Genomic DNA, 24,962 nt, shown 5'->3' on the forward strand with positions numbered 1-24,962 from the left:
TCGCCGCGGACGCGTCAGGTGTGCTGCGGCGCGGGCTGCAGAACGGCGAACACGGCCCCGGAGGGATCCGCGAGCCACGCGATCCTGCCCACATCGGGGACGTCGGCGGCGGGCATCAGGACCGTTCCGCCGGCCGCCCGGGTCCTGGCGGCGATGGCGTCCGCGTCCTCCGCGGTGAAGTACGGGACCCAGCGCGCCTCCTGGGCATCGCCCTGGAGCGGGGCGATCCCGCCGAACGAGGCGTCCTGCTGATCCCCGTCGGCCGTCGAGAGCACCCTGTACGTCATGCCCGGCGCCGGCATCTCCCGCGAGCGCCAGCCGAAGAGCGAGCGGTAGAACGCGAGGGCGGCCTCCGGATCGCCCACGTGCAGTTCCGCCCAGCACAGCGTGTGGGTGTCCGAGGCCGTCTCGAGACCCTTGACGGCGGCCGGCTGCCACACGGCGAACTCGGCACCGCCCGGGTCGGTGAGGCAGGCCATCCGGCCGGCGTCCATGACGTCGAGCGCGTCGACACGGACGGTCCCGCCGCTCTGCTCGGCCGCCCGCGCGGTGGCGTCGGCGTCGGGCGTCTGGAAGTACACCGTCCAGGCGGGACGGGCCCCTTCCTCGGTGAGCGGCCCGAGCGCGCCGAGCGTCTTGCCGTCCCTCTTGAAGAAGCCGTAGCCGCCCGCGTCGGGTCCCGCCGACTCGAAGTCCCAGCCGAAGACCGCCCGGTAGAAGTCCGCGGAGGCCGTGGTGTCGGGGCTGCCGAGATCGAGCCAGCTGGGGGAGCCGGTGGTGAAGTCCGTACCGAGCATGGGGCGGTTCCTGCCTTTCTGAGGGTGTCTGCTGCCACGATTGCCCATTGCCCGCTCGGGGCCCGGTTCGCGGCAGCCGTAAGGCCCGGGGTTCATCCGCACGGACCACCACCCCTGCGGAACCGCCGTCCGGGAGGCCGCCCCGCTCACCAGCCGTCTCGGTGCACCACGCTGCGCACCGGCTTGCGGCTGAGCGGCCCGAACCGGCCCATCGGCCAGCCCACGGGTATCACCGCGAACGTCCGCACGTCCTGGGGGATCCCCAGGGCCCGCTTCCACTCCCGCTCAAGCATCAGGTGCCAGATGGTGATGTTGGCGCCGAGCCCCAGGCCTCGCGCCGCGAGCAGCAGGTTCTGGACGCCCGGGTAGACGCTGGCGGCCTCCGCCAGTACCCCGAAGCGGGCCCGGCCGCGCATGAGACGGGCGAGACCGCCCGCGCCGAGGGCGGCCGCCGATGCCTTCGTACCGGCGAGGTCGGGCCGTACGGACGGATGGCGGTAGCAGGGGATGACCAGCGCCGGGGTCTCGGCGAAGTTGTCGCGCTGGTAGCGGATGGCCTTGATCAGGCGCTCGAACGCGGTGTCGTCCATGCCAGGAGGCGCGGACCGGCCCGCCGTGGCCAGATAGGCGTCCACGCACCTCTCCCAGAGCGGCGCCAGCCGGGCCATCACCGCCCGGTCGGTGACGACCACGTACTGGTAGCGCTGGGCGTTGGAACCGCTGGGCCCCCAGACCGCGGCCTGTATCAGCCGGTCCAGCAGCTCATCGGGCACCGGGTCGGGCCGCAGGCGTCGCATCGCCCGCGCGGTGGACATGATGTCGAAGAGACCCGGGTCCTCGTGATCGTCGCTCATGACCGCGGAGCATAGGGCTCCGGCGCCCTCGCCGGTCGCCCGGATGCGGTACGGGTGGACGGCCAGGAGAATGACGTCATCCGGACTAACGAGGAGGCGGCATGAACGCTGAGTCCGATTCGACCTCGAAGACGCAGGGCCCGACCCCGGACAGTCTTCTGCACACAGGCTCGGAAGGTGAGATCGCGGCCGAGGACCTGGTGCTGGCCTCGGGGCGGGATGTGACACCCGCGAGTCTCGCGTGGGCGGAGCGGCGACTGGCCGCGAAGGGGCGGGCGTCCCTCGACGAACTGCTGCCCTGACGCGCGGGGCCCGGACGGGCCCGGAGCACGGGAGCGGGCCGGCCCCGGCTGAGGGCGGGCCCGCGTCCCGGTGGGTCGGCACGCAGCCCCGTGAACCGGCGCCGGCCCCAGTACCGCAACCGACCTCAGGGGTTGCGTGCGCCGGCCTGGTGAGAGCCGCAGGGGACAGAACCACGCGGCGCGCATTCCGGGATTCTGGAACGCTCGGGCAGCGCGGATGGTCAAGGAATCCACTGAGGTGATGTGGGACCGGATTGCGCCGCTGCTGTCGGCCGATCCGGTCCGCGGCAGGCGGTGGGCCGATCACCGCCGCGCTTTTGAGGCCATCGCGTGGACGTACCGCACCAGCCGCCCCGGAGCGACCGTGAGCCTGCCGACCACGCTCTCGGACGCTCGCGTGGCGGGCTGAGCACCAAGGCCCTCTCGGTTCGCCGCCGTGGCCCACCCGACGTTCGACTCGCGGGCCCGCAAGACGGTCAAGCAGGCGTGGGCGGCGGCCATGGCGAGGGCGGTGTGGCGGTCCAGCCGACATAGCGGTGAGTGGCCGGCTTTTCCGCAGGCGTCCAGCCGTTCTCCCGCTCCAGCGGAGTTATCAACCCCCGCTTGTACGCCGGCGCCGGCTCCCGGGGCTCCACCCAGGCGAACCGTGCACGAACCATCCACGCAGCTCAGCCGGCCTCACCGACCAGCCTGGGCAGCCGCCCGCACCGCTTCCTGCGCCGTAAACCGCCACCACGCCGGCAACCGCCAAGCAGTCACACGAAGAACCGTTGCGGCACCAGGTCTTGCTCTTTTCCGTCCCCCTCCTGTGCAATGTCACACACTACAAGGAGGCTTGCTTTGAGACATCAGAGACGTACCAGTGCGCCCGCTACCTTGCTCACTGCCGCGGCCGTGCTGGCCGGATTGGCCCTGGTCGCCGTACCTTCCACGGCCGGCGCCGGCCCCACCGAGCGTGCTTCCGATGCCATGGCAGCCACGGTCGACCCCGGCGCGGAACTCGGCCCCGACCAGCACGACCTGCCTGGCCCCTTCACCAAGAAGAACCGGGCCCAGCGCAAAGAAGCCCTCGAGCAGGTTCTCTCCGGCAAGGCGTCCGCCAAGAAGCACGGCGCCTCCCAGGTAGTGCGCCTGGGCAAGGGAAAATACGCCGAGCTTGGCCGCCAGAAGACCGACAAGATACTCGTCATCCTCGCCGAGTTCGGTGACACGGTCGACAACACGACCACCTACGACCCGGACGGCACCGGTCCCAAGCCGCCGCTGGTCAAGTACGGCGGCGAGCCCGGGCCGGCGCACAACCGGATCGCGAAGCCGGACCCGACCATGGACAACTCCACCGCCTGGCAGGCCGACTACAACCGCGACCACTTCCAGGACCTGTACTTCTCGCACGACGCCGGCAAGGAGTCGGTGGCCAAGTACTACGAGCGGCAGTCCTCGGGCCGTTACTCCGTGAACGGCACAGTCGTCGACTGGGTGAAGGTCCCCTACAACGAGGCTCGCTACGGCTCCGACTTCTGCGGCGCCCACATCTGCGACAACGCCCAGGACCTGGTCCGCGACTCCGTCCACGCCTGGGTGACTGACCAGAAGACCAAGGGCCGTACCGACCAGCAGATCAAGGCCGACCTCGCCTCCTACGACCAGTGGGACCGCAACGACTACGACGGCGACGGCGACTTCAACGAGCCCGACGGCTACATCGACCACTTTCAGATCGTCCACGCCGGTGAGGACCAGTCCGCCGGCGGGGGCACCCAGGGGAGCAGCGCCATCTGGGCCCATCGCAGTTACGTCTATGGCCAGAACGCCGGGAACACCGGGCCGGCGGGCAACAAGGCCGGCGGCACCCCCGTCGGCGACACCGGCCTGTGGGTCGGCGACTACACCATGCAGCCCGAGAACGGCGGCCTCGGCATCTACGCACACGAGTACGGTCACGACCTCGGCCTGCCCGACCACTACGACACCAGCGGCACCGGCGAATCCTCCTCCGGTTCCTGGAGCGTGATGTCACAGGGCTCCTGGCTCGGCCGAGGCAAGAGCACCATCGGTGACCTGCCAGGCGACCTGAACGCTTGGGACAAGCTCCAGCTGGGCTGGCTCGACTACGCCACCACCAAGGCCGCCACCAAGGGCACCTACAAGCTCGGCTACGCCGAGTTCAACAGCAAAGACCCGCAGGCCCTGCTCGTCGACCTGCCCGACAAGCAGATCGCGACTCCCATCACCACCCCCGCCCAGGGCAGCAGACAGTGGTGGTCGGGCATGGGCGACAAGCTGACCAACACCCTCACCCGCTCCCTCGATCTCACCGGGAAGGCCACCGCCACCCTCGCCCTCAAGGGCTGGTGGGACATCGAGCAGGACTGGGACTTCCTCTACACCGAGGTCTCCACCGACGGCGGCACCACCTGGACCGCCCTGACCGGCACCACCGACGGCGCGCCCATCGGCCACGACGGCGCCGGCAGGCCCGCCCTGACCGGCACCGCCGGCGCCTACAAGAACCTGGCCTACGACCTCTCCGCCCACGCCGGCCAGAGGATCGACGTCAGGTTCCGCTACGCCACCGACGAAGCCGTCCAGAACAAGGGCTTCGCAGCCGACGCGATCACCATCACCGCCGACGGCGCCACCCTGCTCTCCGACGACGCCGAGGGCGGCGACAACGGCTGGACCGCGGGCGGCTTCTCCCGCATCGGCGAGGCATTCGTCAGCCGGTACCCGCAGTACTACATCGCTGAAAACCGTCAGTACGTCTCCTATGACGCCACTCTGCAGACCGGCCCGTACAACTTCGGCTGGCGGTCCACCCGGCCCCGGTGGGTGGAGCACTACCCCTTCCAGAACGGCCTGCTCATCTCGCTGTGGGACACCTCCCAGCCGGACAACAACGTGGGCCTGCACCCCGGCCACGGCCAGATCCTGCCCGTCGATGCCCACCCCACCCCGCTGCGCTGGCCCGACGGCACACCGATGACGAACCTGATCCAGGCCTTCGACGCCCCCTTCGGCCTTCAGCCGACCGACGCCTTCACCCTGCACCGCAACGACGTCGAGGTACGGGTGCCCACGGCGCCTGGCTTGCCGGTCTTCGACGACAACCACCGTGACCGCTACTACGACCCGGCCAACCCCACCGGCGGTGTGATCGTCCCGGACACCAACACCAGGATCACCGTCCTGAACGAAGCCGGCGACGGCCACCACGTCGTCCTGCGGGTCGAACCCTCCAACGGATGACGATGATCGGTCCGGCCGCCCGCGGGCACAGCCCCTTCACGCCGCACCACCTGACGGCGTGCCAGGCGGTGCCCGCGGGCCCGGCCGAGCAGGACCGGGCGACTCCGTCGAGAGTCCACACGGCCTCCGTCGATCTGGGCGATACCCCGTCATGAGCCTTTGCGGGCCAGGACGTCGTGGATGCCCTGCCTCGTGGCTCCCAGCTTCTTGAGTGTGCGGGCGACGTGGTGTTCGACTGTCCGGGGAGAGAGGAACAACGCCTCCGCGATCTCCCGGTTCGTCGCGCCTTCGGCGAGCATGCGGGCGACTTCCTGCTCGCGCGGTGAGAGTCGGTCCCCGTAGCCACGGCGGCCGGGCAGGGAAGGACGAGCCAGTCCCAGTTCCCGCAGTGCGTGCCGACATCGTGCCGCGTCGAGCGTGGCGTCGAGACGACAGTAGATCTCCATGGCCGTCGAGAGACCTTCGGCGAACTCGTCCGGGTCGCTGTGGGCGAGCGCCCGCGCCCGCAGCTCCGTGGCGCGAGCGACATCGTACGGACGGTTCATGCGGTCCCACAGGCGGCGGGCGGACTCGAAGTGCCGGGCACCTGCGGCGGGATCGGTGTCCTGCAGCAGGAAGCCGCGGGCGAGGTGGATGTCAGCGGTGGCGGCGGGTGCGTCCCGGCCCTGCATGCCGCGTTCGGCATCGTCGGCGAGGCGCTGGGCATCCCGGCGCCGGCCGCAGGCCAGAGCCGTCGCGACCGCGGTGGGAATCAGGCCGTTGCTCCTGGCCCATGCACAGGCTCGGCGCATGGCATCCACAGCGGGCGCAGCGGTTGACCAGGCCGCCTCCGGTTCTCCTTCGGCGAGCCGGATCGAGGCGATCCCGGCAGCCGCGCGGACCGCCGAGGTGACCTGGCACTCCCTGTCTCCGTAGGCAGCAGCGGCACTGAACAGCTCCAGCGCGCGGGCGCGTTGCCCGGCAGCGGCCGCCAGCAGGCCGCAGGTCAGGGCCTGTTCCGCCGTGACCATCGCGATGTAGGGGAACTCCGCGCCGAGGGTCGAGAACCGCTCATCGAGACCGGCCCAGTGCCCGGCGAGCCCCTCCAGGCGCAGTTGGGCGGTGCGGCTGTAGCACTCCGCCCGCGGGTACCCGACGTTCCGGGCGAGTTTCCGGCTCTCCTCCAGCAGAGCGGCGGCCTTCTCGGTGTGCCCGAGCTCGATGGCGATTTCGCCGACGTTGAAGAGGGCCCGCGTGGTCTGTCGCAGCATTGCCGGATCGTCCGAGTGGCGCGGCAGTTCTTCCACGGGCCCCCACACGGCAGGGCTGCCGTTCCTGGCCATGAGGGTGAACCGGGTGACGTCGAGCGCCGCCCGGGCGGCCGCGTCGGAGCTGCCCCGCAGCGCGTCGTGCGCACGCTCCATCCACGTAGCGGCCTGCTCGGAGGCTCCGTCCTGCTCGTTGGTGGCCAGCAGGGCCATGGCGCGGCAGGCGGCTTCCGGATTGCCGGCCAACTCGTCGACGGCCTTCTCCAGTTCCCGGAAACCGGCACGGTCGCCGGCGTGATGGACCATGAGGATCCCGAGGCTGAGTCGGACCTCGCCGCGCACCGAGGCCGGCAGCTGCGGATCGGCGAGGATGCGGCGCAGGACTGCGGCGCTCTCGGTGTAGTCCACCGCGTTGACGGCTATGCGGGCCAGGGCGAGAGCGGCCCGGCCCCGCAGGCCGGAGTCGACCCGCTCCTCGGTGAGGATCTGTTGCAGCAGGGTTGCCGCAGTACCTTCGTCACCCAGAGTGACGGCCTGGTCGGCGGCTGCCTCCGCCTGTTGGAGCCAGCCCTCGCGGTCGCCGAGTGACAGGGTGTGGTGCGCGATCTGAACCAGCGGAGGCGGCGACAGTGCCCGCAGGGCCTGGATCGCCCGCAGGTGCAGTCTGTTCCGCCGGGGACCAGGGATGTGCTGGTAGACGACCTGCTGGGCGAGGACATGCCGGAACACGTAGCGGGTGGAGCCCGCCTCGTGCAGTACGCGCGATCCCAACGCCTCGGTAAGACCTCGGACACCCTGCTCGGTGTCGAGTCCGCTGACCTGGGAGAGAATGGCCTCCGTCGCGGGAACCGCGACCACGGCCGCCGCCTCCAAGACCGCCACTCCGGGCGGTGACAGCCCCGTCAGGCGCTCGGTGACCGCTTCCCGGAGTTCCCTGGGCACCTCGGCGTGCTGGAGTTCGGTGACGTAGTCGCCGGCGGTGGCGAAGTCGGCGTAGCGGCCGTGCCCGGCGAGGGTGATCAGGTCCTCCTCGGCGACCAGCGGCATGCCCGCGCTGCGTTCGTACAGCACCCTGCCCACTGCGGCGGCGGCCTGCGGGCCGAGGGCAGCGGCGGCCAACTGCCGGACTTCGGACTCGGACAGCGGGGACAGGTGGATCTCGGCACCGCCGGTGCCGGGCGGACGGCGATAGGCGACACCCAGCACGGGCATGGGGTCGGGCAGGTCCTCGCCGCGGTAGGTGACGACGAGAGCGAGCTGCTCGGGCAGGTCGCGGGCGAGGAGCAGGAGCAGCTCCCGGGTCGCCTGGTCGATCCAGTGCACGTCCTCGATGACCAGCACCACCGGGCCCAACGCTCCGAGTACCGTGCGCGCTGCCTGGACGAGTTGGTGCTTCTCGCCACTGAGGTCGGGAGGGCGTGGGAGCGGGGGCGGCAGCCGGTCCGCCAGGTCCGGCAGCAGCGGAACCAGGGCGCCCGCGGTCGGAGGGATCTTGCCGGCGGGCGGGAGCCATGGGCCGACGCGGCGCAGGGCATCCACCACGGGTCCGAAGGGGAAGGGTTCACGCAGCGGGTGACAGAGCCCCGTCAGTACCCGCCCACCCTCGGCGGACAGTGCGGCGGCGGCTTCGTGGACCAGACGGGACTTGCCCATGCCGGCCTCTCCCTCGATCATGACGACCGCAGGGGGACGGCGCACGGCGTCGAGCAGGAGCTCCAGCTCCCGTCGGCGACCAACGAAGGGCAACTCTCCGCCGGAGTTCGTCTCCGGGTGATCGGAACGTAGCGCCATGGAAGACCGCCTACCTCGCGGACTCGCGGCACCGCGACGGACTCATCGGCGGTACCCAGTCCCCGGTCGCAGCCACGGTATCGCCACCTCTCGCACCTGGGCAAACCCCTACATCCCGTACCAGGGCGTCGCCCGTGACAGGTCCGAGCAGCGTCATCCCACCAGCCGTGGCACGCCCGCTTCGACGGCATGGTCGCCGTCGCGGGGGAGGGGCAGGACCGGTTCGGCCGCGGGATGGTCTTCGCCCTCGGCCTCCCCGAGGGGGTCGGCCGGCAGCTCCAGCACCTCGCACCGATGTGTCCTGATCCAGCGGATCGTCTCCCGGGCGGCCGCGTCGTCAAGGGAAAGGACGAACGGTCCGGGAATGATCAGGACCTGGTAGTAACCGTATGAGATCAGATCGAGCAGCCGCGTCTGCTGCGGCAGCGGTCCGCGCGACCGACTGCCGTTGTCCACGTAGATGAGCGGCTCCGGCAGGCCGGAGCGCGCGGCGTGCTGCATCAGCGCCTGGCGGTGGACCGCCATCTCCCACATGTCGCGGGGGTAGCAGCGAAGGTAGCCCGCCACCGTGGTCCGCCCGCTTCGAAGATCGCAAAGGTGCATTTCTGCCTCCATCTCCAGGGATGCCGGAGAACGGTCTGCGTAAGCCCGGCTCTGCCTTCAGCACACACGGTCGATCACCGCGGTATCAATGCGTACCGGCCCCCATCCCGGTGGCCGAAGCATGGGTATGACCGGACGGCCCTGCGGGAAAGGGCCGGCTTTCCGGCCCGTCGGAGCCACGGCACCGCGGGGTGGTGCCGTGGTGCGAGCCGCACCACCACACCACCCTGGGTGATCAGGAGGTTCCCTAACCGTGCGGTCACCACTTGACGGCGTTCACCGTGTCACCGTAGGCACCCGCGGACTGGATGTTGAACGTCACGTTGCTGGCGGCGTCGTAGTAGCTCTGACCCGCTGTCCAGGTCATGTCCATGGCGGTGCAGCCCGCCGGGGGTGCGGCGGCGTTGGGGTTGGTCACCACCTGAACGGGGCCGTTGCCGGACGCTACGGAGGTGTTGACCTTGTAGATGACCACGCCCGTGGCGCAGGGGTTGGGGTCGTTGTGGGCGGCCCGTCTGGACTCGGCGACGATGGCGGTGGTGGCGCTGGTGCGGACGACCAGGAGCTTGCTGCCCCCGGTGTACTCCACCGCGGTCAGCGCGACGGTGTTCTGGGTGTTCGACTGGTGGACGCAGGTGACCTGGCCGTCCGTGATCCAGCCGTTCTTCCAGCCCATCCAGCCGAAGAACTGCGGCCCCCGGCCGTTGATGTCGCCCATGACGTCCCAGCCGCCCACGAATCGGTGCTGGGTACCGCTGGAGGCGTAGAGGTCGGGCCAACCGAAGGTGTGGGAGGTCTCGTGGGCTGCGACCAGGTAGCGGGTGTTCCAGGTCCACATGTCCGTACCGAAGGTGACGGCCCACTTGATCGTGGTGCCGTTGATACGGACGTTGGCGGGGTTGCTGGGCCACCAGTCCCAGGCGGTGGAGCGATTGATCCACGAGTTGCTGGTCGGGATGACGTAGAACATGTCGTACGCAGCCAGGTTGGCGCCGGCATTGGCGGCTGCCTGGAGTGCGTCCCTCACGTACTGGCTGTGCTGCGCGTAGGTCGGGCTGTTCGGGAAGCCGTAGCTGTTGGAGTTCAACGGCATCCGTACCCACTGGTTCAGCGGCGCCTGCATGCTCAGCCAGGTGCGGCCGTAGGAGGCGTTCCACATCCAGTTGGCCGCTGGGGACAGGGTGTTGTAGTAGTCGGCGACATTTCCTGCTCCGGCGGCATCGGGGAAGTCGACGTAGACCACACCCACGTCGATTTGCTGCCCGGGCTGCTGGTACTGGGTGTAGTCGGTCTGCTGCCCCACGTGCCGCCCCGCGATGGTCCCTTGCAGTGCGCAGGACGAGGCGCTCCCGTTGTACGCAACGGCGCGGTCGGCGGGGACGACGAGCAGCGTGAGTATCGCGAGCAGGGTGGCCAGGACCACCAGGGGCAGTGCAGGCAGCGGGCGCGACCTTCGTCCGCTGCCGACGGGCATGCTTGGGATGCGCATGGAGGACCCCTCCGGGGAGATATGGGATCGGGATGTTCCGTCCGGGCCCCACGCGCTCCGGGGGCCGCGCGCGGTCCTGCGCTGGGCACGGTCGCCAGAGGACGGGGGCGGACAGGACCCGGCCTGTCGTGGAGCGTCGCCGCTGAGACGGCAGGCGGGGAAACCAAGTTGAGCTCGGCGTTCGACTCAAGGGAAGGCCGGCCGCAGCCGCCCTCCGGTTCACGAGACGGTTGTTGCTGCGGGTGGCGTCCGCGCGTGTGATGAGTGGCGCACGTGTACCGCTGCGGTCCTCGTCGTGAGGCTGCCCGGCGGACAGCGGGGACGAAGGGTAGGGGTGAATCGACTCAAGGGATCGTCCCGGAGATGTCCAGGCCCGTGGTTGAGTGGACGCACCGTACTACCGGGCCCAGGTCACGGCAATACACCTCCGGGATTTCCATGGGCCGATACGAGGGTCCGTGTGGTCGGCGCTCCCAAAGCACGTGGTCCCAGGCCCGCTTGGCGGCCTTTTCGCAGACACGCAGACACCTGAACTGCCGTAGGCCGGCGCCGTGCCGCTGCGGACGGGCCCATGCGGTGGCCGGTCTGTGAAGCCACCGCCGGGGTCTTTCATGTGGCGAGCAGTCAGCCGGTGCCAATCGCCACTCGGATCGGTGGCCGATGGACCCGGGCATGGGCGAGCCGCCGCCGTCGTCAACTCCGCTTCATGGCAGGAGTGTGACGGCGACGGCGACGGCGGCGGGGAGCCGCGCCCATGACGTCGTCGGGCCCCGCACCCAGCTCACACCTGTGATCACCGGGAATCAATGCGGAGGATCCCCTGTCCGAGGGGTCGAAGCGTAGGTACGGGGGAGAGGGCAAAGCGTGGGGTGGGCGGGCATCCCGCCGGCCGGGTGGGGCTTCGCGGGCGCAGTCGGCGCCGTGGTCGGTACGCCGGCCACCCAGGGCTGCGCTCGGCGCGACGGATCACGTTCGCATCTCGCCTATTGACCAACCGGGTACAGCACAGTGCAATATCACACATCACATGAGACAAGTGCTCGCCGCCTGGCTTTCGGCCGGCCTGCCCCCGCATCCCCGGCGCCGCCTCTCCCCGGCAATGACTCCCACAGGAGCAACCGTGAACAGACACGTCACCGCTCGGTCCTCCGCTTTCCGTAGATCCCGCCTCCCGGCACTGGCCGTGGTCCTCACGACGGTCGCCCTGTCCACCACCGCCTGCAACGGACTGCTCGGAGGTGGAGCGACAGGCGGACACGAAGGCCCACTCGTCCTGGGCATGCACGTCCCCCTGTCGGGGAACAGCGCGGACATCGGTCCCTATATGAAGAACGGCGCGCAGCTCGCCGTCGACGAGATCAACGCCGCGGGCGGCGTGCTCGGCCGGAAGCTGCGTCTGCAGGTGGAGGACGACGCCTGCGATCCCAAGACAGCGGTTGCGGCAGCCAACAAGCTCGTCGCGGCCGGAGCGACGGTCTCGGTCGGCGGCTACTGTTCCGGAGCGACGCTGCCCGCGCTGCCGATCTTCGACAAGCGGAAGATCCCCATGATCATCCCGGCGGCCAACTCCAACGAGCTCGTCGCCCAGCGCCTGAAGCACGTCTTCCTCATCAACGGGACCGGCAGCCAGCAGGCCGCCGCCGCCGTCGACTGGCTGACCAAGGACGGGGCCAAGAGGGTCGCCGTCATCGACGACAACACCAGCTACTCCAAGGACATCGCCGACCTCACGGCCGCCCGCCTGGGCACGGCGGGCGCACCGGCAAAGGCCACCGAGCAGACGGTCAACCCCGGCGAGAGCGACTACAGCCCGAACGTCACCAGCGTGCTGAAGTCGAACCCCGACTACATCTACTGGACCGGCTACTACCAAGAGGGCGGTCTGCTCATCCGTCAGTTCCGCCAGGCCGGCTACAAGGGGAAGTTCCTCGTCGCGGACGGATCGGTCGACCCCAAGCTCGTCAAGATCGCGGGTGCCGCCGACAGCCAGGGCGTCTACGCCACCATGACACAGACACCGCAGACCACCCCGGGCGCCGAAGGCTGGATCGCCTCCTACAAGAAGAAGTTCGGCTCCGCGCCGGGCCCGTACTCCACCCAGTCCTACGACGCCGTGCGAGTCGCCGCCGAGGCCGTCAAGAAGGCCGGCAGCACCGACGGGGACAAGATCACTACGGCGCTCGAAGGCCTGAACGGCTTCGACATCTTCTCGGGCCCCCTGAAGTTCACCCCCGAACACACCCTGAGCAACGGTGGCTTCGTGATCCTCTCCGTCAAGGACGGCGATTTCGTCCTGCGGGACTCGCTCAAGTAGCCCGGAGCTCTCATGGCACAGCTCATCTGGAACGGACTGTTCGTCGGCTCGTTCTACGCACTGGTCGCCCTCGGCTACAGCATGGTGTACGGGATCATCAAGCTGCTCAACTTCGCCCATGGCGACCTCTACATGCTCGGAGCGTTCACCGGGTACGCGATGGTCGGCGCACTGGCCGCAGCCGTCCCGGGCGGCTCGCTCATCACCCTGTTGGTCGTGCTCGCCCTGGCGATGCTGACGACGGGCCTCAGCGGCGTCATGCTGGAGCGGGTGGCGTACCGGCCGCTTCGCGGAGCGCCACGACTTTCCCTCCTGATCACCGCGGTCGGCGCGTCCTTCGCGCTGGAGTACGGCGTCCGCATCGTCGCCGGCCCCAACCCGCAGGTCTATCCGGTGCGCCTGGAGGGCACGAGGGTGTCACTGCTCGGCGCCGAGGTCACCGTGCAGCAGATCGTCTTCATGACCGTCGCCGCCGGGCTGATGGTCGCCCTCAACGCCTTGGTCATGCACAGCCGGCAGGGCCGGGCGATGCGCGCCATCGCACTCGATCCCAAAGCGTGCCTGATGATGGGGGTGGACGTCGACGCGGTCATCTCCCGCACCTTCTTCATCGGGTCGGCCCTGGCAGGCGCCGCGGGTGTCATGTCCGGCGCCTACTACGGGAAGATCGACTTTCTGATGGGCTTCATCATCGGGCTCAAGGCATTCACCGCCGCCGTGATCGGCGGAATCGGCAACATGAAGGGCACCATGCTGGGCGCCTTGGCCCTCGGTCTCCTGGAGTCCTTCAGCACCGACTGGTTCGGCGGCCAATGGCGGGACGTGTTCGCCTTCGGATTCCTCATCCTCTTCCTGACCGTGCGGCCGACCGGCCTGCTCGGCGATCGTGTGACGGAGCGAGTGTGATGGCAGTCGTTCAGGACCCACCGGTCAAGCCCGTCCGGGGCAGGGGCCCCTCGTTCGTCACCCGACTGCTGGAGAGCAGAAGGGCCGGCTGGGGCGGGCTGGCGATCGCCGTCCTCGCTCCGTTCGCCACCGCCACGCCCTACGCGCTCAACGTGATGACCAGCGCCGCCGTCTTCGTGATGCTCGCCGTCGGTCTGAACATAGTCGTCGGCTACTGCGGGCTGCTCGACCTCGGCTTCGCGGCCTTCCTCGCCGTGGGCGCGTACACGAGCGGCATCCTCGCCACACAGCTGGGAACCCCGCTCGTGGCCACCGTGCCGGTCGTCATCGTGGTGACCGTGCTGGCAGGGGTGGTGATCGGAGGCCCGACCCTGCGGTTGCGCAGCGACTACCTGGCCATCGTGACCCTCGGCTTCGGCGAGATCATCCGGATCGTCGCCAACAACCTGCACGTCACCGGCGGTCCTTCGGGCATCTACGGCATCCCGGGCCTCTTCGGCGACAGCCTCTCAGGGCCGGTCGCCTTCTACTACGCCACCGTAGTGATCGTTTCCGCCGCGGTACTGTTCGCCGCGCGGCTCGGCCGCTCCCGCATCGGCCGCGCGTGGCGGTTCATTCGTGAGGACGAGGACGCGGCCGAGGCGAGTGGGATCAACACCTACCGGGCCAAGCTGGCCGCCTACATCGCTGGCGCGGTGTGGGGTGGACTCTCGGGAGTGTTGTTCGCTGCCCAGCTGTCGGCGGTCTCCCCTGCAAGCTTCAGCTTCCTCCAGTCAGCCCTCGTCCTGATGGCGGTCGTTCTGGGCGGCATGGGCTCGACCCGCGGCGTCGTCATCGGTGCCGTCTTCATCAGCCTGCTGCCGGAGCTGCTGCGGGACTTGGCCGACTACCGCTTCTTCGTGTTCGGAGTGCTGCTCATCGCCGTGATGCTGATCCGCCCACAGGGCCTGTGGCCGCACCGCTCACGTGAACCGGCAACGCCGGCGCCGGCGAGTACGGCTGGTCTCCGCGACGCCGCGGCGAAGGAGGAAGGGTGATGCTCGAAGTACAGGCACTCCAACTGGCCTTCGGCGGGGTCCGCGCCGTCGACGGCCTCAGCTTCTCGGTCGGCGAGGGCGAGATCGTCTCCGTCATCGGCCCCAACGGAGCCGGAAAGACATCGGCGTTCAACTGCGTCAGCGGGTTCTACCGGCCCAGTGGGGGCACCGTCCGGCTCGCGGGTCAGGAGGTGACCGGTCTGCGTCCCTCGGCGATAGCCGCTCGCGGGCTGGCCCGGACGTTCCAGAACCTGCGGCTGTTCGGCGAGTTGTCCGTGCTGGACAACGTGCGGGCCGGCACCCACCTGTGGTCGAAGCAGAGCTTCCTCGACGCGCTGCTGCACACGCCTCGCTACCGGAGGAGCGAGGGCGAGAGCACCGACGAGGCCCACAAGTGGCTGGACTTCGTCGAGCTCCGCGGTGACCGGACGGGCCTCGTACGCCACCTGCCTTACGGCGAACAGCGACGGGTGGAGATCGCCCGGGCGCTGGCCCGGCGGCCGAAGCTGTTGCTGCTCGACGAGCCGGCCGCCGGGCTCAACCACGGAGAGAAGGACGAACTCCGCGACCTGATCCGCCGGATACAGCAACTGGGCACAGCGATCGCGCTCATCGAACACGACATGGGCCTGGTCATGGAGGTGTCCGAGCGGATCGTCGTACTGAACTTCGGCCGGGAGATCGCGGACGGCGCTCCGGCCGACGTACGGCACAACCCCGCGGTCATCGAGGCCTATCTCGGCCGGGACACCGACGACGAAGTCCGGGACGCTCGCACCGGACTCTCAGAGAAAGGGGCGGACCATGCTTGAGATCCACGGCCTCCACGTCAAGTACGGGGGAGTGCGTGCACTGCGAGGCCTCGACCTGACGGTGGGCGAAGGAGAGATCGTCGCCCTGCTCGGCAACAACGGCGCAGGAAAGACCACCACCCTGTCGGCCGTGTCCGCACTGGTGAGGCCCGCCGCCGGCCGCATCGTGCACGCCGGTGAGGACATCACCAGGACGGCTCCCCCTGCGATCGTCGACCGGGGAGTGGTGCACGTTCCGGAGGGACGGCGCATCTTCAGCACCCTGACCGTGCACGAGAACCTGCTGATCGGCGGGTATCTGGTGCGCAACCGCGCCGATCTCGCACGCAGGGTGGACGAGGTCTACGAGCTGCTGCCCCGGCTGGCCGAGCGTCGCGACCAGCAGGGCGGGACGCTGTCCGGCGGCGAGCAGCAGATGCTCGCCATAGGCCGCTCCCTGGTCGCCCGCCCTCGCCTGCTGATGCTGGACGAGCCCTCCATGGGCTTGGCGCCCCTCATGGTCGCCGCGGTGATGCAGGTGATCAGCGACATCAATCTCAGCGGCACGGCTGTGCTCCTCGTCGAACAGAACGCCGCCGCTGCGCTGAGAATCGCTCACCGGGGATATGTGATCGAGAACGGCAGGACCGTACTGGAGGGCGGGGCGGCCGACCTGGCGCGGGACCCACGGGTTGCCGAAGCCTATCTGGGCGTGGCGTCGTGACCGGGACCCGGTCCGGATCAGGTCCACGGTCGCGCGAGGTGGTGATCCGCGGCAGCGTCTCCGACGGCTGATCCGCGTCAGCCGGCACGAACACCGGCGCCGCCGGCCGCACGGAGAACTGCCGGATCGGCACCTTCCTCGCCCACGCATCCGCTTGAGGGTCACCATCTGCGCGGGTTACGTTTCCGGCGACCCGGCAAAGCCCGAGCCGGCCGCTGCCACTACCGACGCCGAGGCCACGACCCCCACATGCGGTGACAGTGCTAGTGGGGGGCCGGCGCGGGGACGAGGCCGTCGGCGACCAGGCCGGTCAGGACCGCCTCGCCCAGCGCCTGTACCGCGGAGTGAGGGCGGACCATCACGGTGATCTCCTTGATCCGATCGTCGGGGTCGAGGTGCAGCAGGTCGATGCCGTGTATCTGCTTGCCGTTCACGGTGGCCCGGAAGAGCAGGACGCCCGCCGGCGCCTCGGTGCCGTCGGCGCCCGTCTGGGCGTCGCCGTCGAACTCCCCGATGTACCGGAAGTCCTCGAAGGTCCGCAGGAGGACTCCGAAGAGCCCCATCACCAGGGGCTTTCCTTCGAACGGCGTGAACTTCACGGGGCTGTAGAGCCGGATGTCGTCGGTGAGCAGGTCACCGAGAGCGGCGAGGTCGCGGCTGTCCACGGCGGCACGGAAGCGGTCCACGGCGGTCATGGATTCTCCTCATAGTCATATTTCTGAGTAGTCAGTTTCATGACTATCATGGGCGCGGGTTCATGAACAGGGGAACTCCGTAAGTGGAGCGGCAAGGGGAAGGGGCGGTTCCATGGCGCTGCGGCACGCCGTACTGGCGGCGCTGCTCGACGAGGAGTTGAGCGGCTATCAGCTGGCCAAGGCCTTCGACATGGGTGTGGCGAACTTCTGGCACGCGCTGCCCCAGCAGCTCTACGCCGAGCTGGCCAGGCTGGAGAAGGAAGGGCTCGTCGCCGGCCGCGAGGTGGTTCAGGACACCCGTCCCAACAAGCGCCTGTTCCAGGTCACCGACGCCGGACTTGCCGAGCTGGAACGGTTCGCCGCGGAGACCACCAAGCCCTCCTTCATTCGTGAGGATCTGCTCGTCAAGGTCCAGGCCGCCGATCATGTCGACACCGAGGCACTGATCGCGCAGCTCACGGAACGGGCCTCCTTCGCCGCGGCGAAGGTCGAGCTGTTCGAGGTGCTGCTGCGGAAGATGCGCGGGGACCTGGACGAGGAGGCCTTCCTGCGCCACGGCGACCGGATCGGTCCCTATCTGACCTGTCTGCGCGGTCTGGAGTTCGAGCGGGGCAACCGCGACTGGTGCGCGCGGGCCGTCGCGATCCTGACGGAAAGGCGGGCGGCCCGTGCCCAGAGATGAGTACACGCGCTTCGTCGCCCTGGGCGACAGCCAGACCGAGGGGCTCGGCGACGGCGACGACACCGTGGGTCTGCGGGGGTTCGCCGACCGGCTCGCCGAACGCCTCGCGCCGCATCACCCCGGCATCCGGTACGCCAACCTCGGCGTGCGCGGCCGCCTCGCCGGACAGGTCCGCGAGGAACAGCTCGCACCCGCGCTCGCCCTGAACCCGGACCTGGCCACCGTCGTCGCCGGGGTCAACGACCTGCTGCGGCCCCGCTTCGACGCGGACGAGGTCGCCGGTCACCTGGAGGCGATGTTCGCGGCGCTCACCGCCCAGGGAGCCGTCGTCGTGAGCCTCACCTTCCCGGACGTCACTCGCATCACCCCGCTGGCCCGGCCTCTCGGCTCACGGGTCGTCGCACTGAACGACCGGATCCGGCAGGCGGCGCGGCGGCATGACGTCGTCCTCGCCGAGACCTCCCGCCACCCCGTGGTCACCGACCCCCGCCTGTGGAGCCCGGACCGGCTCCACGCCAGTCCGCTCGGGCACGACCGCATCGCAGCCGCCCTGGCCCACGCCCTCGGGCTGCCCGGCAGCGACGACTCCTGGACGCACCCGCTGCCGGAGCCGTCGGCAACCGCCGCCGGATGGCGCGCAACGCCCGGCGAACTGCGCTGGGCCGCCTCCTTCCTCGGGCCCTGGCTCGGACGACGCCTGCGCGGCCGCTCGTCCGGCGACGGCCGCACGGCCAAACGCCCGGACCTGCTCCCCGTACTCCCCGCTCCGGCGCTCGGCACGGCGAAGGGCAACGGTGGATCCCCGGGCGAGGCCCCGCCCCGGCCGTGACTCTTCCGCGGAGAAGCCCTCTTCCAGATTCTTGGAACACGTTCTACTCTGGCGCGGCCGCAGTCGCGGGCCAGCGAGCGCGAGACGCCTGGAGGGGCCGTGCACCTCGAATACACGCCTGAACAGCAGCAGTTGCGCGCCGAACTGCGCGCCTACTTCGCCGAGCTCGTCCCGGACAACGTCTACGCCCGCTATGCCGATCCCGCGGCCCAGAAGCGCTTCTACCGCGAGACCATCCGCCGCCTCGGAACCGACGGCTGGCTCGGCGTCGGCTGGCCGGAGCAGTACGGCGGGCGCGGGCTCAGCCCCATGGAGCAGTTCATCTTCTTCGACGAGGCCGCCCAGGCGGGCGTTCCGTTGCCCCTCATGGCGCTCAACACCGTCGGCCCCACGATCATGCAGTTCGGCACCGACGAGCAGAAGGCGTACTTCCTCCCCAGGATCCTCGCCGGCGAGATCGACTTCGCCATCGGCTACAGCGAGCCCGACGCCGGCACCGACCTCGCGGCGCTGAAGACCCGCGCGGTCAGGGAGGGCGACGAGACCACCGGCCATTACACGGTGAACGGACAGAAGATCTGGACCACCAACGGCGACACCGCCGACTGGGTGTGGCTCGCCGTCCGCACCGACCCGGACGCCCCGCCCCACAAGGGCATCACCATGCTCCTCGTCCCGACCGGCGACCCCGGCTACTCCTGCACCCTGATCAACACCCTCGCCTCGCACGACACCACGGCGAGCTACTACGAGAACATCCGCGTCCCGGCCTCCCGTCGGGTCGGCGAGGAGAACAAGGGCTGGCGCCTCATCACCAACCAGCTCAACCACGAGCGCGTCACCCTCGCCGCCCACGGCACCATGGCCATCCGCGCCCTGCGCGACGTCCAGCGCTGGGCCGCCGACACCAAACTCACCGACGGGCGCAGGGTCATCGACCTCGGATGGGTCAGGAAGCGCCTCGCGCAGACCCACACCAAGCTCGACGCGATGAAGCTCCTCAACTGGCAGATGGTCAACGCCGTCCAGGAGTCCACCCTCACCCCGCAGGACGCCTCCGCCGTCAAGGTCTACGGCTCCGAGGCACGCCGCGACGCCTACGCCTGGCTCATGGAGGTCGTCGGATCCGCCGGCGCCCTGAAGGAGGGCTCGGCGGGAGCGGTGCTCCACGGCGAGCTGGAGCGGGGCTACCGCTCCGCCGTCATCTTCACCTTCGGCGGCGGCAACAACGAGATCCAGCGCGAGATCATCTCCTGGATCGGCCTGGGCATGCCGCGCGTGCGGCGCTAGCGCCGGGCGACGAGGATTTTTCGTTGGTACAAAAGAGGGATAGCCGGCACCAAGATCACGGGTGTTTTCAGAGGTGCCGGCGCATCACCTCGATACATGTGGCTCGGGCCGCGTTCGATCGGTCCCGGGGGTACGGGATTCCGAGGTTCATGCCGCTGTCGGTGGTTGCTGCCAGGCGAGGCTCATCTGCGCACCGGCTGACGCTCTTGCCGTGGCCACGAGGGTCGCGTAGGGGCCCGCGACGGTTGTGGCCTCGATCTGGAGCCATGCCATCTCGATGAGGTCCAGAAGGCCCTTAGGGCTGGTCCAGCGCCGCTCTTCAGGGTCGAGCGGGTGCCAGAGGCAGAGGGCGCGCGGCGGCGCCTCGCCTCGTCATGGCTTCAAGGCTGAAGCCAACCGCCTGGCAGTGCAGATGCGGAGGGAGTTGGGGCTCGGCCCCGCCTCACCGATCGCGCTTTCGCAGCGGGAAGCCGTGAGTGCTCTCACCGTGCACGCTGCCCCGGCGACAGATCTGGGTGAACGACTCGCACGACATGGGGCGGCAGAACAGCTCGGCCAGCCATGCGATCGCCCGTGCTCTCCTGATGCATCCGCCCGGCCCGGCTCAATGGCGACCGACGGAACCGGCTTCGCATGCTCAACCCCCGCTGCGATCGCAATCCCCCCAATTACCTTGGTCTTTCTCGGCCTCGCCGCCGCCCTGTACTGCTACAAGCGCCTCCTCCGCCTCACGACATGACACAGTCCAAGGTTCGAGTTCCACGGCGCGGAGGAACCGCTCGGAGCAGGACACTTGCGGTGTGTGCGGCAGGCCATCGCCTTCGAACCGCTGCCGGCGGCCTGCGTGATGCCTGACGAGCCATTTCGGCGGAGCGCAGCCTGCTCCCCACCGTGATGGGGACAGCGGAGCCGGCCCCGCGGTGCGTGGGCGCCTCAACCGGGTCCGCCCAGCATGATCTTCAATACCCGGGTCGCGACCTGCAGGTTGAGGCGGTCCTCCACGCTCGTGAGGTCATGGCCGCTGATCTCGCGGATGCGCTGGAGCCGGTAGCGCAGCGTGCTGCGGTGGATCGCGAGGGATTCGGCGGTCTCGGCGTAGTTGCCGCCGCAGTCGAAGTACCGGGAAAGGGTCTCCACGAGCGCCGTACGGTGCCGGCCGTCGTAGTCGACGAGCTGTCCGAGCCATTCCCGAACGAACGCCTCCAGCTCCTGGTGTTCGTTTCCAGGCCCCAGGATGCGGTAGAGGCCCAGATCGTCGAAGAACGTCGTGCCGTAACGCCTTCGGGACCGGCGGCGTACCTCCAGGGCACGCAGTGCTTCCTGGTAGCGGCCGGGGATACCGTCCGGGGTGTCGCAGCGGGCGCTCACCCCGATCGTCCCGTCCGGTGTTCCGGTCTCCCGGGCGAGCGTCTCGTACAAGGCGTGGTCGTGGGGGCTGCCCTCGGCGACCAGGACCACGTGGCCGGAACGTCGGGTCAACAGCGAGCGCATGCCCAGGGCAGAGGCCGCCCGGGCCACGGTCTGCGCGAAGGAATCGTCCGCAGTCCGAATCGACCACTGCACCACGACGACGTAGTGGCTGCGGTGCAGGTCGTGTCCGACCGCCTCGGACCGGGCGTAGGCGCTCGCCGCGTCCGTCCCCGCCAGGAGATCGTCGACCAGCTCGCGGCGCAGCCTCAGCTCCAATTCGGCCACATTACGAAGGTGCGCCAGCTCCAGGGCGAGCGAGGCGGCGGCATGTTCCAGCGCGAGCACGGTGTGCTCGTCGGCCTCGCCCCGGGCATCGACCAGGGCCAGCAGGCCCAGGATCTCGCCGTGCGGGCGGACCAGGGTGATCAGCCGGTCCTTTAGCCGCACCGGCCCGACCTCCCGGGCGACGACGTGCAGCATTTCGTCCTGGCGCACGGGGTCCGGTTCCGGATAGGGGTCGGGGCGGCTAGGACCGGTCCAGGACCTCAGCCGACCGAAGCGGTCCTCGACCAGCGCGGGGAGTCCAGTGAGCCCGTACAGTGCGCGGGTGACGGCCTCCTCGCCGCCGCCCGCGGCAACGACGTCGGCCATGAGCGCGTGAACGGCCCGCTGGTACCCCAGCTCAGCCACGGCGGAGATCAGCTGTCGTTGGAGGGCGGTGCGTTCCCCCCTGAGCCGGTGCAGCTTCAGCGCGTCCTCGCGTTGGCGGTGGTGTGCGAAGGCGACTGACAGAGCAGCAGCGGTGTGCTGGACGAGCGTGGCGAGCAGGGAGCGCTCGGCCTCGGTGGGCCGGGAGGGGGACGTCACCACGAGGTAGCCGTGGAGTCTCTCAAGTCCGCGCAGTCCCAGGGCCCGGCCCCAGGCCCTGCCGGGTACGGTCACAGGGCCGTCTTGCCCGGCCAGCTCCCGCACTCTCCGGTCCACAGCCGAGGCATGGATCTGCCCGTTCCTCGGGCTGGGGGCCAGGTCGCCGTCCACTTTGAGGTATCCGGCCTCGGCGCTGTATGGCCCTGTGGCGGCTATGTAGTCCATGGCCAGGCGCAGGATCTCGCCTTCGTCCGGGGTGTCGAACAGGGCGCGGGAGAGCACCATCAGTTCGCGGAGGGCATGGTCGGCTGGTGTGGGAGCGGGTGGGCGGGGCTCTCTCCGCCCGTCCGTGGGGTGCCGCCCGGCGCTGCCCCGCGGAAGGCTGCCCTCCCGGTCAGAGCAGCGGCCGTACAGGTTGTGCGCCCGGCTGCCGGCCATGGGATCACTCCGTTCTCCCCAAGCCTATAGAGGACAGCGTTGTTCCGGGTACCCGCTCTCGGGCCGGTTATCCGAGATTCTTCCTCTCGTACTCGTAGGGCGACCGGACCCATGCATTTCTGACTCGCCAGGCGCAGGCGTGGAGCCACTCGGCTCGCCACCCTGGGTGTGTTCAACCTCCGTGCGCACCGGCAGAAAGGGCAGGGCGATGACCGAGCAGCATCGCAGGCCGGTTGCCTCGTACAAGGAGTACTGGGAAGCCGAACGCACCGTTGACCACCTCTCTGACCATGGGTTTCCCGTGGAGAGGGTGGCGATCATCGGCCAGGACGTGCGCCTCGTCGAGCAGGTGATCGGCCGGATGGACTATGGCAGGGCTGCCCTTCACGGAGCGGCGAGCGGTGCGCTCCCCGGTGTCCTGATCGGCTGGCTCTTCGGCCTTGTGAACTGGCTCGACCCCGTCGTCTCCGCCCTGCTCCTCGCCGTTTACGGGCTGATCTTCGGAGCGATCGTCGGTGCGCTGTTCGGCGTGCTGCTGCACGCCCTGCAGGGCGGGCGCCGGGATTTCGCCTCGCTCCGCTCGATGCAGCCGAGCCGGTACGAGGTCGTCGTGGACGAAGCGGTCGCCGACGAGGCCGTACGGCTGATCGGAGGGCTGCAGACCACCGACGGTGGTCCCACCCGTACCTGAACGAACGTGATCCGGAGAGTCGGCGCGGGCCGCCGCACCGGGAGGAGTTCCTCATGGCCAAGGCAGTGGGCATCGACCTGGGCACCACCAACTCGGTGATCGCCGTGTGGGAGGGCGGCGAGCCGTCCGTCGTGCCCAACAGCGAGGGCAACCGCACGACACCGTCCGTGGTGGCCTTCACCGACACCGGCGAGCGCCTGGTGGGCCAGCTGGCCCGGCGCCAGGCGATCCTCAACCCCAAGGGCACCATCTACTCGTCCAAGCGGTTCATCGGCCGGCACTTCGACGAGATCTCCGAAGAGGCCAGGGCGGTGGCGTACGACGTCGTCGAGGGCGACGGCGGGGCGGCCCGCTTCAAGGTGCGCGACAAGCTGTACGCGCCCGAGGAGATCAGCGCGCAGGTGTTGCGCAAACTCGCCGACGACGCCTCCAAGCAGCTGGGGGAACGGGTCACGGAGGCGGTCATCACGGTGCCCGCCTACTTCAACGACGCTCAGCGCACCGCCACCAAGGACGCCGGACGGATCGCGGGACTGGAAGTGCTGCGGATCATCAACGAGCCGACGGCGGCCGCCCTCGCGTACGGCATGGACAAGAAGCAGCACGAGACCGTCCTCGTCTTCGACCTGGGCGGCGGCACCTTCGACGTGAGCATCCTCGACGTCGGCGACGGCGTGGTGGAAGTGCGCTCCACCGCCGGCGACAGCCACCTGGGCGGCGACGACTTCGACCGGCGTCTGGTGGATTACCTCGCGGACGACTTCCAGAAGGAGAACGGCATCGACCTGCGCAAGGACCCGCAGGCGCTGCAACGACTGTTCGAGGCGGCGGAGAAGGCCAAGACCGAGCTGAGTTCGGTGACGCAGACGCAGGTCAGCCTGCCGTTCATCACCGCAGACGCCTCGGGCCCCAAGCACCTCACCGACTCGATCATGCGGTCCACGTTCGAGCAGATCACCGGCGACCTGGTGGAGCGCTGCCTGGGACCGGTCCAGCAGGCCATGGCCGACGCCAAGGTCGGCGAGAGCGACATCGACGAGGTCATCCTCGTCGGCGGTTCCACCCGCATTCCCGCCGTCCAGGCCCTCGTGCGCCGGCTGACCGGCGGCAAGGAACCCAACATGAGCGTCAACCCCGATGAGGTCGTGGCCCTGGGCGCCGCGATCCAGGCCGGGGTACTCAAGGGCGAGGTCAAGGACGTCCTGCTGCTCGACGTCACGCCCCTGTCGCTGGGCGTCGAGACACGCGGCGGAGTGATGACGAAGATCATCGAGCGGAACACCACCATCCCCGTGCGCCGCAGCGAGACCTTCTCCACCGCCGAGGACAACCAGCCCGCCGTCGACATCGTCGTCCTCCAGGGCGAGCGCGAGCTGGCCGCCGACAACCGGGTGCTGGGCCGGTTCCAGCTCACCGACATCCGGCCGGCGCCGCGGGGCGAACCGCAGATCGAGGTCACCTTCGACATCGACGCCAACGGCATCCTCAACGTCAGGGCCCGCGACCGGGACACCGGCAAGGAACAGGGCATCACCATCAGCGAGAGCTCCAACCTGGACCGCAGCGAGGTCGAACGCATGGTCCAGGAGGCCGAGCGCAACCAGGGCCAGGACCGGGAACTCCGCGAGGCCGTCGACGCCCGCAACGAGCTCGACGCCGTCGCGTACCAGGTCGAGAAGCGCCTCGCCGAACTGGGCGACGCAGCCCCCGCGCACGAGAAGGCACGCGCCGAGATGCTCGTGTCCGACGCCCGGGCGGCGGTCAAGGAAGAGGCGGGCATGGAGCGCGTGCGGCCCCTGACCTCCGAACTCCAACAGGTCCTCGCCGGGCTGGCGGCCCAGCAGGGCGCCGCCGCCACGGGCGGCCCCGGCCAGGACGCCGCCACCGGTGGTGGTCCCACGAGTGGCGGTGGCGATGACGACGACGTCATCGACGCCGAGTTCGACAAGGACTGAG

19 protein-coding genes and 1 pseudogene are annotated in these 24,962 nt (G+C 69.6%); 13 read left to right on the top strand and 7 right to left on the bottom strand.

The window, feature by feature from the left end:
- Positions 1 to 14: 14 nt before the first annotated feature.
- A complete protein-coding gene (locus ACZ5VC_RS12240) occupies positions 15 to 797 on the bottom strand; it encodes a VOC family protein (RefSeq protein ID WP_469119975.1) in 783 nt (260 codons plus the stop codon).
- A gap of 146 nt (positions 798 to 943) precedes the next feature.
- Positions 944 to 1,651 carry a nitroreductase family protein gene (locus tag ACZ5VC_RS12245; RefSeq protein ID WP_469119976.1) on the bottom strand — a complete coding sequence of 236 codons (708 nt, stop codon included), beginning with the start codon at positions 1,649 to 1,651 and terminating at the stop codon, positions 944 to 946.
- 101 nt (positions 1,652 to 1,752) lie between these two features.
- Between ACZ5VC_RS12245 and ACZ5VC_RS12250 the strand changes: the two genes are divergently transcribed.
- The 3 genes and pseudogenes from ACZ5VC_RS12250 to ACZ5VC_RS12260 all read left to right on the top strand — a co-directional run bounded on the left by ACZ5VC_RS12250 (position 1,753) and on the right by ACZ5VC_RS12260 (position 5,202).
- Positions 1,753 to 1,953 carry a hypothetical protein gene (locus ACZ5VC_RS12250; RefSeq protein WP_469119977.1) on the top strand — a complete coding sequence of 67 codons (201 nt, stop codon included), beginning with the start codon at positions 1,753 to 1,755 and terminating at the stop codon, positions 1,951 to 1,953.
- A 217-nt stretch (positions 1,954 to 2,170) separates the two neighbouring features.
- Positions 2,171 to 2,308, top strand: a pseudogene (locus ACZ5VC_RS12255) (transposase); the annotation flags it as partial.
- A 458-nt stretch (positions 2,309 to 2,766) separates the two neighbouring features.
- A complete protein-coding gene (locus ACZ5VC_RS12260) occupies positions 2,767 to 5,202 on the top strand; it encodes an immune inhibitor A domain-containing protein (protein ID WP_469119978.1) in 2,436 nt (811 codons plus the stop codon).
- A 149-nt stretch (positions 5,203 to 5,351) separates the two neighbouring features.
- Here the strand turns inward: ACZ5VC_RS12260 and ACZ5VC_RS12265 are convergent, their stop codons facing one another.
- The 3 genes from ACZ5VC_RS12265 to ACZ5VC_RS12275 all read right to left on the bottom strand — a co-directional run bounded on the left by ACZ5VC_RS12265 (position 5,352) and on the right by ACZ5VC_RS12275 (position 10,332).
- On the bottom strand, positions 5,352 to 8,240 hold the full coding sequence (locus ACZ5VC_RS12265; RefSeq protein ID WP_469119979.1) for an ATP-binding protein: 2,889 nt from the start codon (positions 8,238 to 8,240) through the stop codon (positions 5,352 to 5,354).
- A 153-nt stretch (positions 8,241 to 8,393) separates the two neighbouring features.
- A complete protein-coding gene (locus ACZ5VC_RS12270; protein WP_469119980.1) occupies positions 8,394 to 8,843 on the bottom strand; it encodes a hypothetical protein in 450 nt (149 codons plus the stop codon).
- 259 nt (positions 8,844 to 9,102) lie between these two features.
- Positions 9,103 to 10,332, bottom strand: a complete 1,230-nt coding sequence (locus ACZ5VC_RS12275; protein ID WP_469119981.1) for a M6 family metalloprotease domain-containing protein — start codon at positions 10,330 to 10,332, stop codon at positions 9,103 to 9,105.
- 1,120 nt (positions 10,333 to 11,452) lie between these two features.
- On the opposite strand from ACZ5VC_RS12275, the gene ACZ5VC_RS12280 reads away from it, so the two are divergent.
- Genes ACZ5VC_RS12280 through ACZ5VC_RS12300 form a run of 5 tightly spaced genes read left to right on the top strand, consistent with a single transcriptional unit; the run spans position 11,453 to position 16,104 of the window.
- The gene (locus tag ACZ5VC_RS12280; RefSeq protein ID WP_469119982.1) at positions 11,453 to 12,646 is read left to right on the top strand and encodes a branched-chain amino acid ABC transporter substrate-binding protein; all 1,194 of its coding nucleotides are present in this window, start codon (positions 11,453 to 11,455) and stop codon (positions 12,644 to 12,646) included.
- A 12-nt stretch (positions 12,647 to 12,658) separates the two neighbouring features.
- Entirely contained in the window at positions 12,659 to 13,552 is an 894-nt protein-coding gene (locus ACZ5VC_RS12285; protein ID WP_469119983.1) for a branched-chain amino acid ABC transporter permease, read from the top strand.
- The gene (locus ACZ5VC_RS12290) at positions 13,552 to 14,589 is read left to right on the top strand and encodes a branched-chain amino acid ABC transporter permease (protein ID WP_469119984.1); all 1,038 of its coding nucleotides are present in this window, start codon (positions 13,552 to 13,554) and stop codon (positions 14,587 to 14,589) included. The genes ACZ5VC_RS12285 and ACZ5VC_RS12290 overlap by 1 nt, the downstream gene beginning before the upstream one ends.
- The gene (locus ACZ5VC_RS12295) at positions 14,589 to 15,401 is read left to right on the top strand and encodes an ABC transporter ATP-binding protein (RefSeq protein ID WP_469119985.1); all 813 of its coding nucleotides are present in this window, start codon (positions 14,589 to 14,591) and stop codon (positions 15,399 to 15,401) included. Before ACZ5VC_RS12290 ends, ACZ5VC_RS12295 begins: the two co-directional genes overlap by 1 nt.
- The gene (locus ACZ5VC_RS12300; protein ID WP_469119986.1) at positions 15,394 to 16,104 is read left to right on the top strand and encodes an ABC transporter ATP-binding protein; all 711 of its coding nucleotides are present in this window, start codon (positions 15,394 to 15,396) and stop codon (positions 16,102 to 16,104) included. The genes ACZ5VC_RS12295 and ACZ5VC_RS12300 overlap by 8 nt, the downstream gene beginning before the upstream one ends.
- Positions 16,105 to 16,367: 263 nt before the next feature.
- Here ACZ5VC_RS12300 and ACZ5VC_RS12305 read toward each other — a convergent pair whose 3' ends face one another.
- Positions 16,368 to 16,799 carry a nuclear transport factor 2 family protein gene (locus ACZ5VC_RS12305; protein ID WP_469119987.1) on the bottom strand — a complete coding sequence of 144 codons (432 nt, stop codon included), beginning with the start codon at positions 16,797 to 16,799 and terminating at the stop codon, positions 16,368 to 16,370.
- Positions 16,800 to 16,911: 112 nt separating this feature from the next.
- Here ACZ5VC_RS12305 and ACZ5VC_RS12310 point away from each other — a divergent pair, with 112 nt between their 5' ends.
- The 3 genes from ACZ5VC_RS12310 to ACZ5VC_RS12320 all read left to right on the top strand — a co-directional run bounded on the left by ACZ5VC_RS12310 (position 16,912) and on the right by ACZ5VC_RS12320 (position 19,600).
- Positions 16,912 to 17,481 carry a PadR family transcriptional regulator gene (locus ACZ5VC_RS12310; RefSeq protein WP_469119988.1) on the top strand — a complete coding sequence of 190 codons (570 nt, stop codon included), beginning with the start codon at positions 16,912 to 16,914 and terminating at the stop codon, positions 17,479 to 17,481.
- On the top strand, positions 17,468 to 18,310 hold the full coding sequence (locus ACZ5VC_RS12315; RefSeq protein WP_469119989.1) for an SGNH/GDSL hydrolase family protein: 843 nt from the start codon (positions 17,468 to 17,470) through the stop codon (positions 18,308 to 18,310). The genes ACZ5VC_RS12310 and ACZ5VC_RS12315 overlap by 14 nt, the downstream gene beginning before the upstream one ends.
- Before the next feature lie 99 nt (positions 18,311 to 18,409).
- The gene (locus ACZ5VC_RS12320; RefSeq protein ID WP_469119990.1) at positions 18,410 to 19,600 is read left to right on the top strand and encodes an acyl-CoA dehydrogenase family protein; all 1,191 of its coding nucleotides are present in this window, start codon (positions 18,410 to 18,412) and stop codon (positions 19,598 to 19,600) included.
- 933 nt (positions 19,601 to 20,533) lie between these two features.
- Here ACZ5VC_RS12320 and ACZ5VC_RS12325 read toward each other — a convergent pair.
- Positions 20,534 to 22,315, bottom strand: a complete 1,782-nt coding sequence (locus tag ACZ5VC_RS12325; protein WP_469119991.1) for a PucR family transcriptional regulator — start codon at positions 22,313 to 22,315, stop codon at positions 20,534 to 20,536.
- A 208-nt stretch (positions 22,316 to 22,523) separates the two neighbouring features.
- Between ACZ5VC_RS12325 and ACZ5VC_RS12330 the strand changes: the two genes are divergently transcribed.
- The gene (locus ACZ5VC_RS12330) at positions 22,524 to 23,006 is read left to right on the top strand and encodes a general stress protein (protein ID WP_469119992.1); all 483 of its coding nucleotides are present in this window, start codon (positions 22,524 to 22,526) and stop codon (positions 23,004 to 23,006) included.
- Positions 23,007 to 23,059: 53 nt separating this feature from the next.
- Entirely contained in the window at positions 23,060 to 24,961 is a 1,902-nt protein-coding gene (gene dnaK, locus ACZ5VC_RS12335) for a molecular chaperone DnaK (RefSeq protein ID WP_469119993.1), read from the top strand.
- The last annotated feature ends 1 nt before the right edge of the window (position 24,962 follow it).

It is taken from the genome of Streptomyces sp. NPDC033174 (assembly GCF_055577795.1).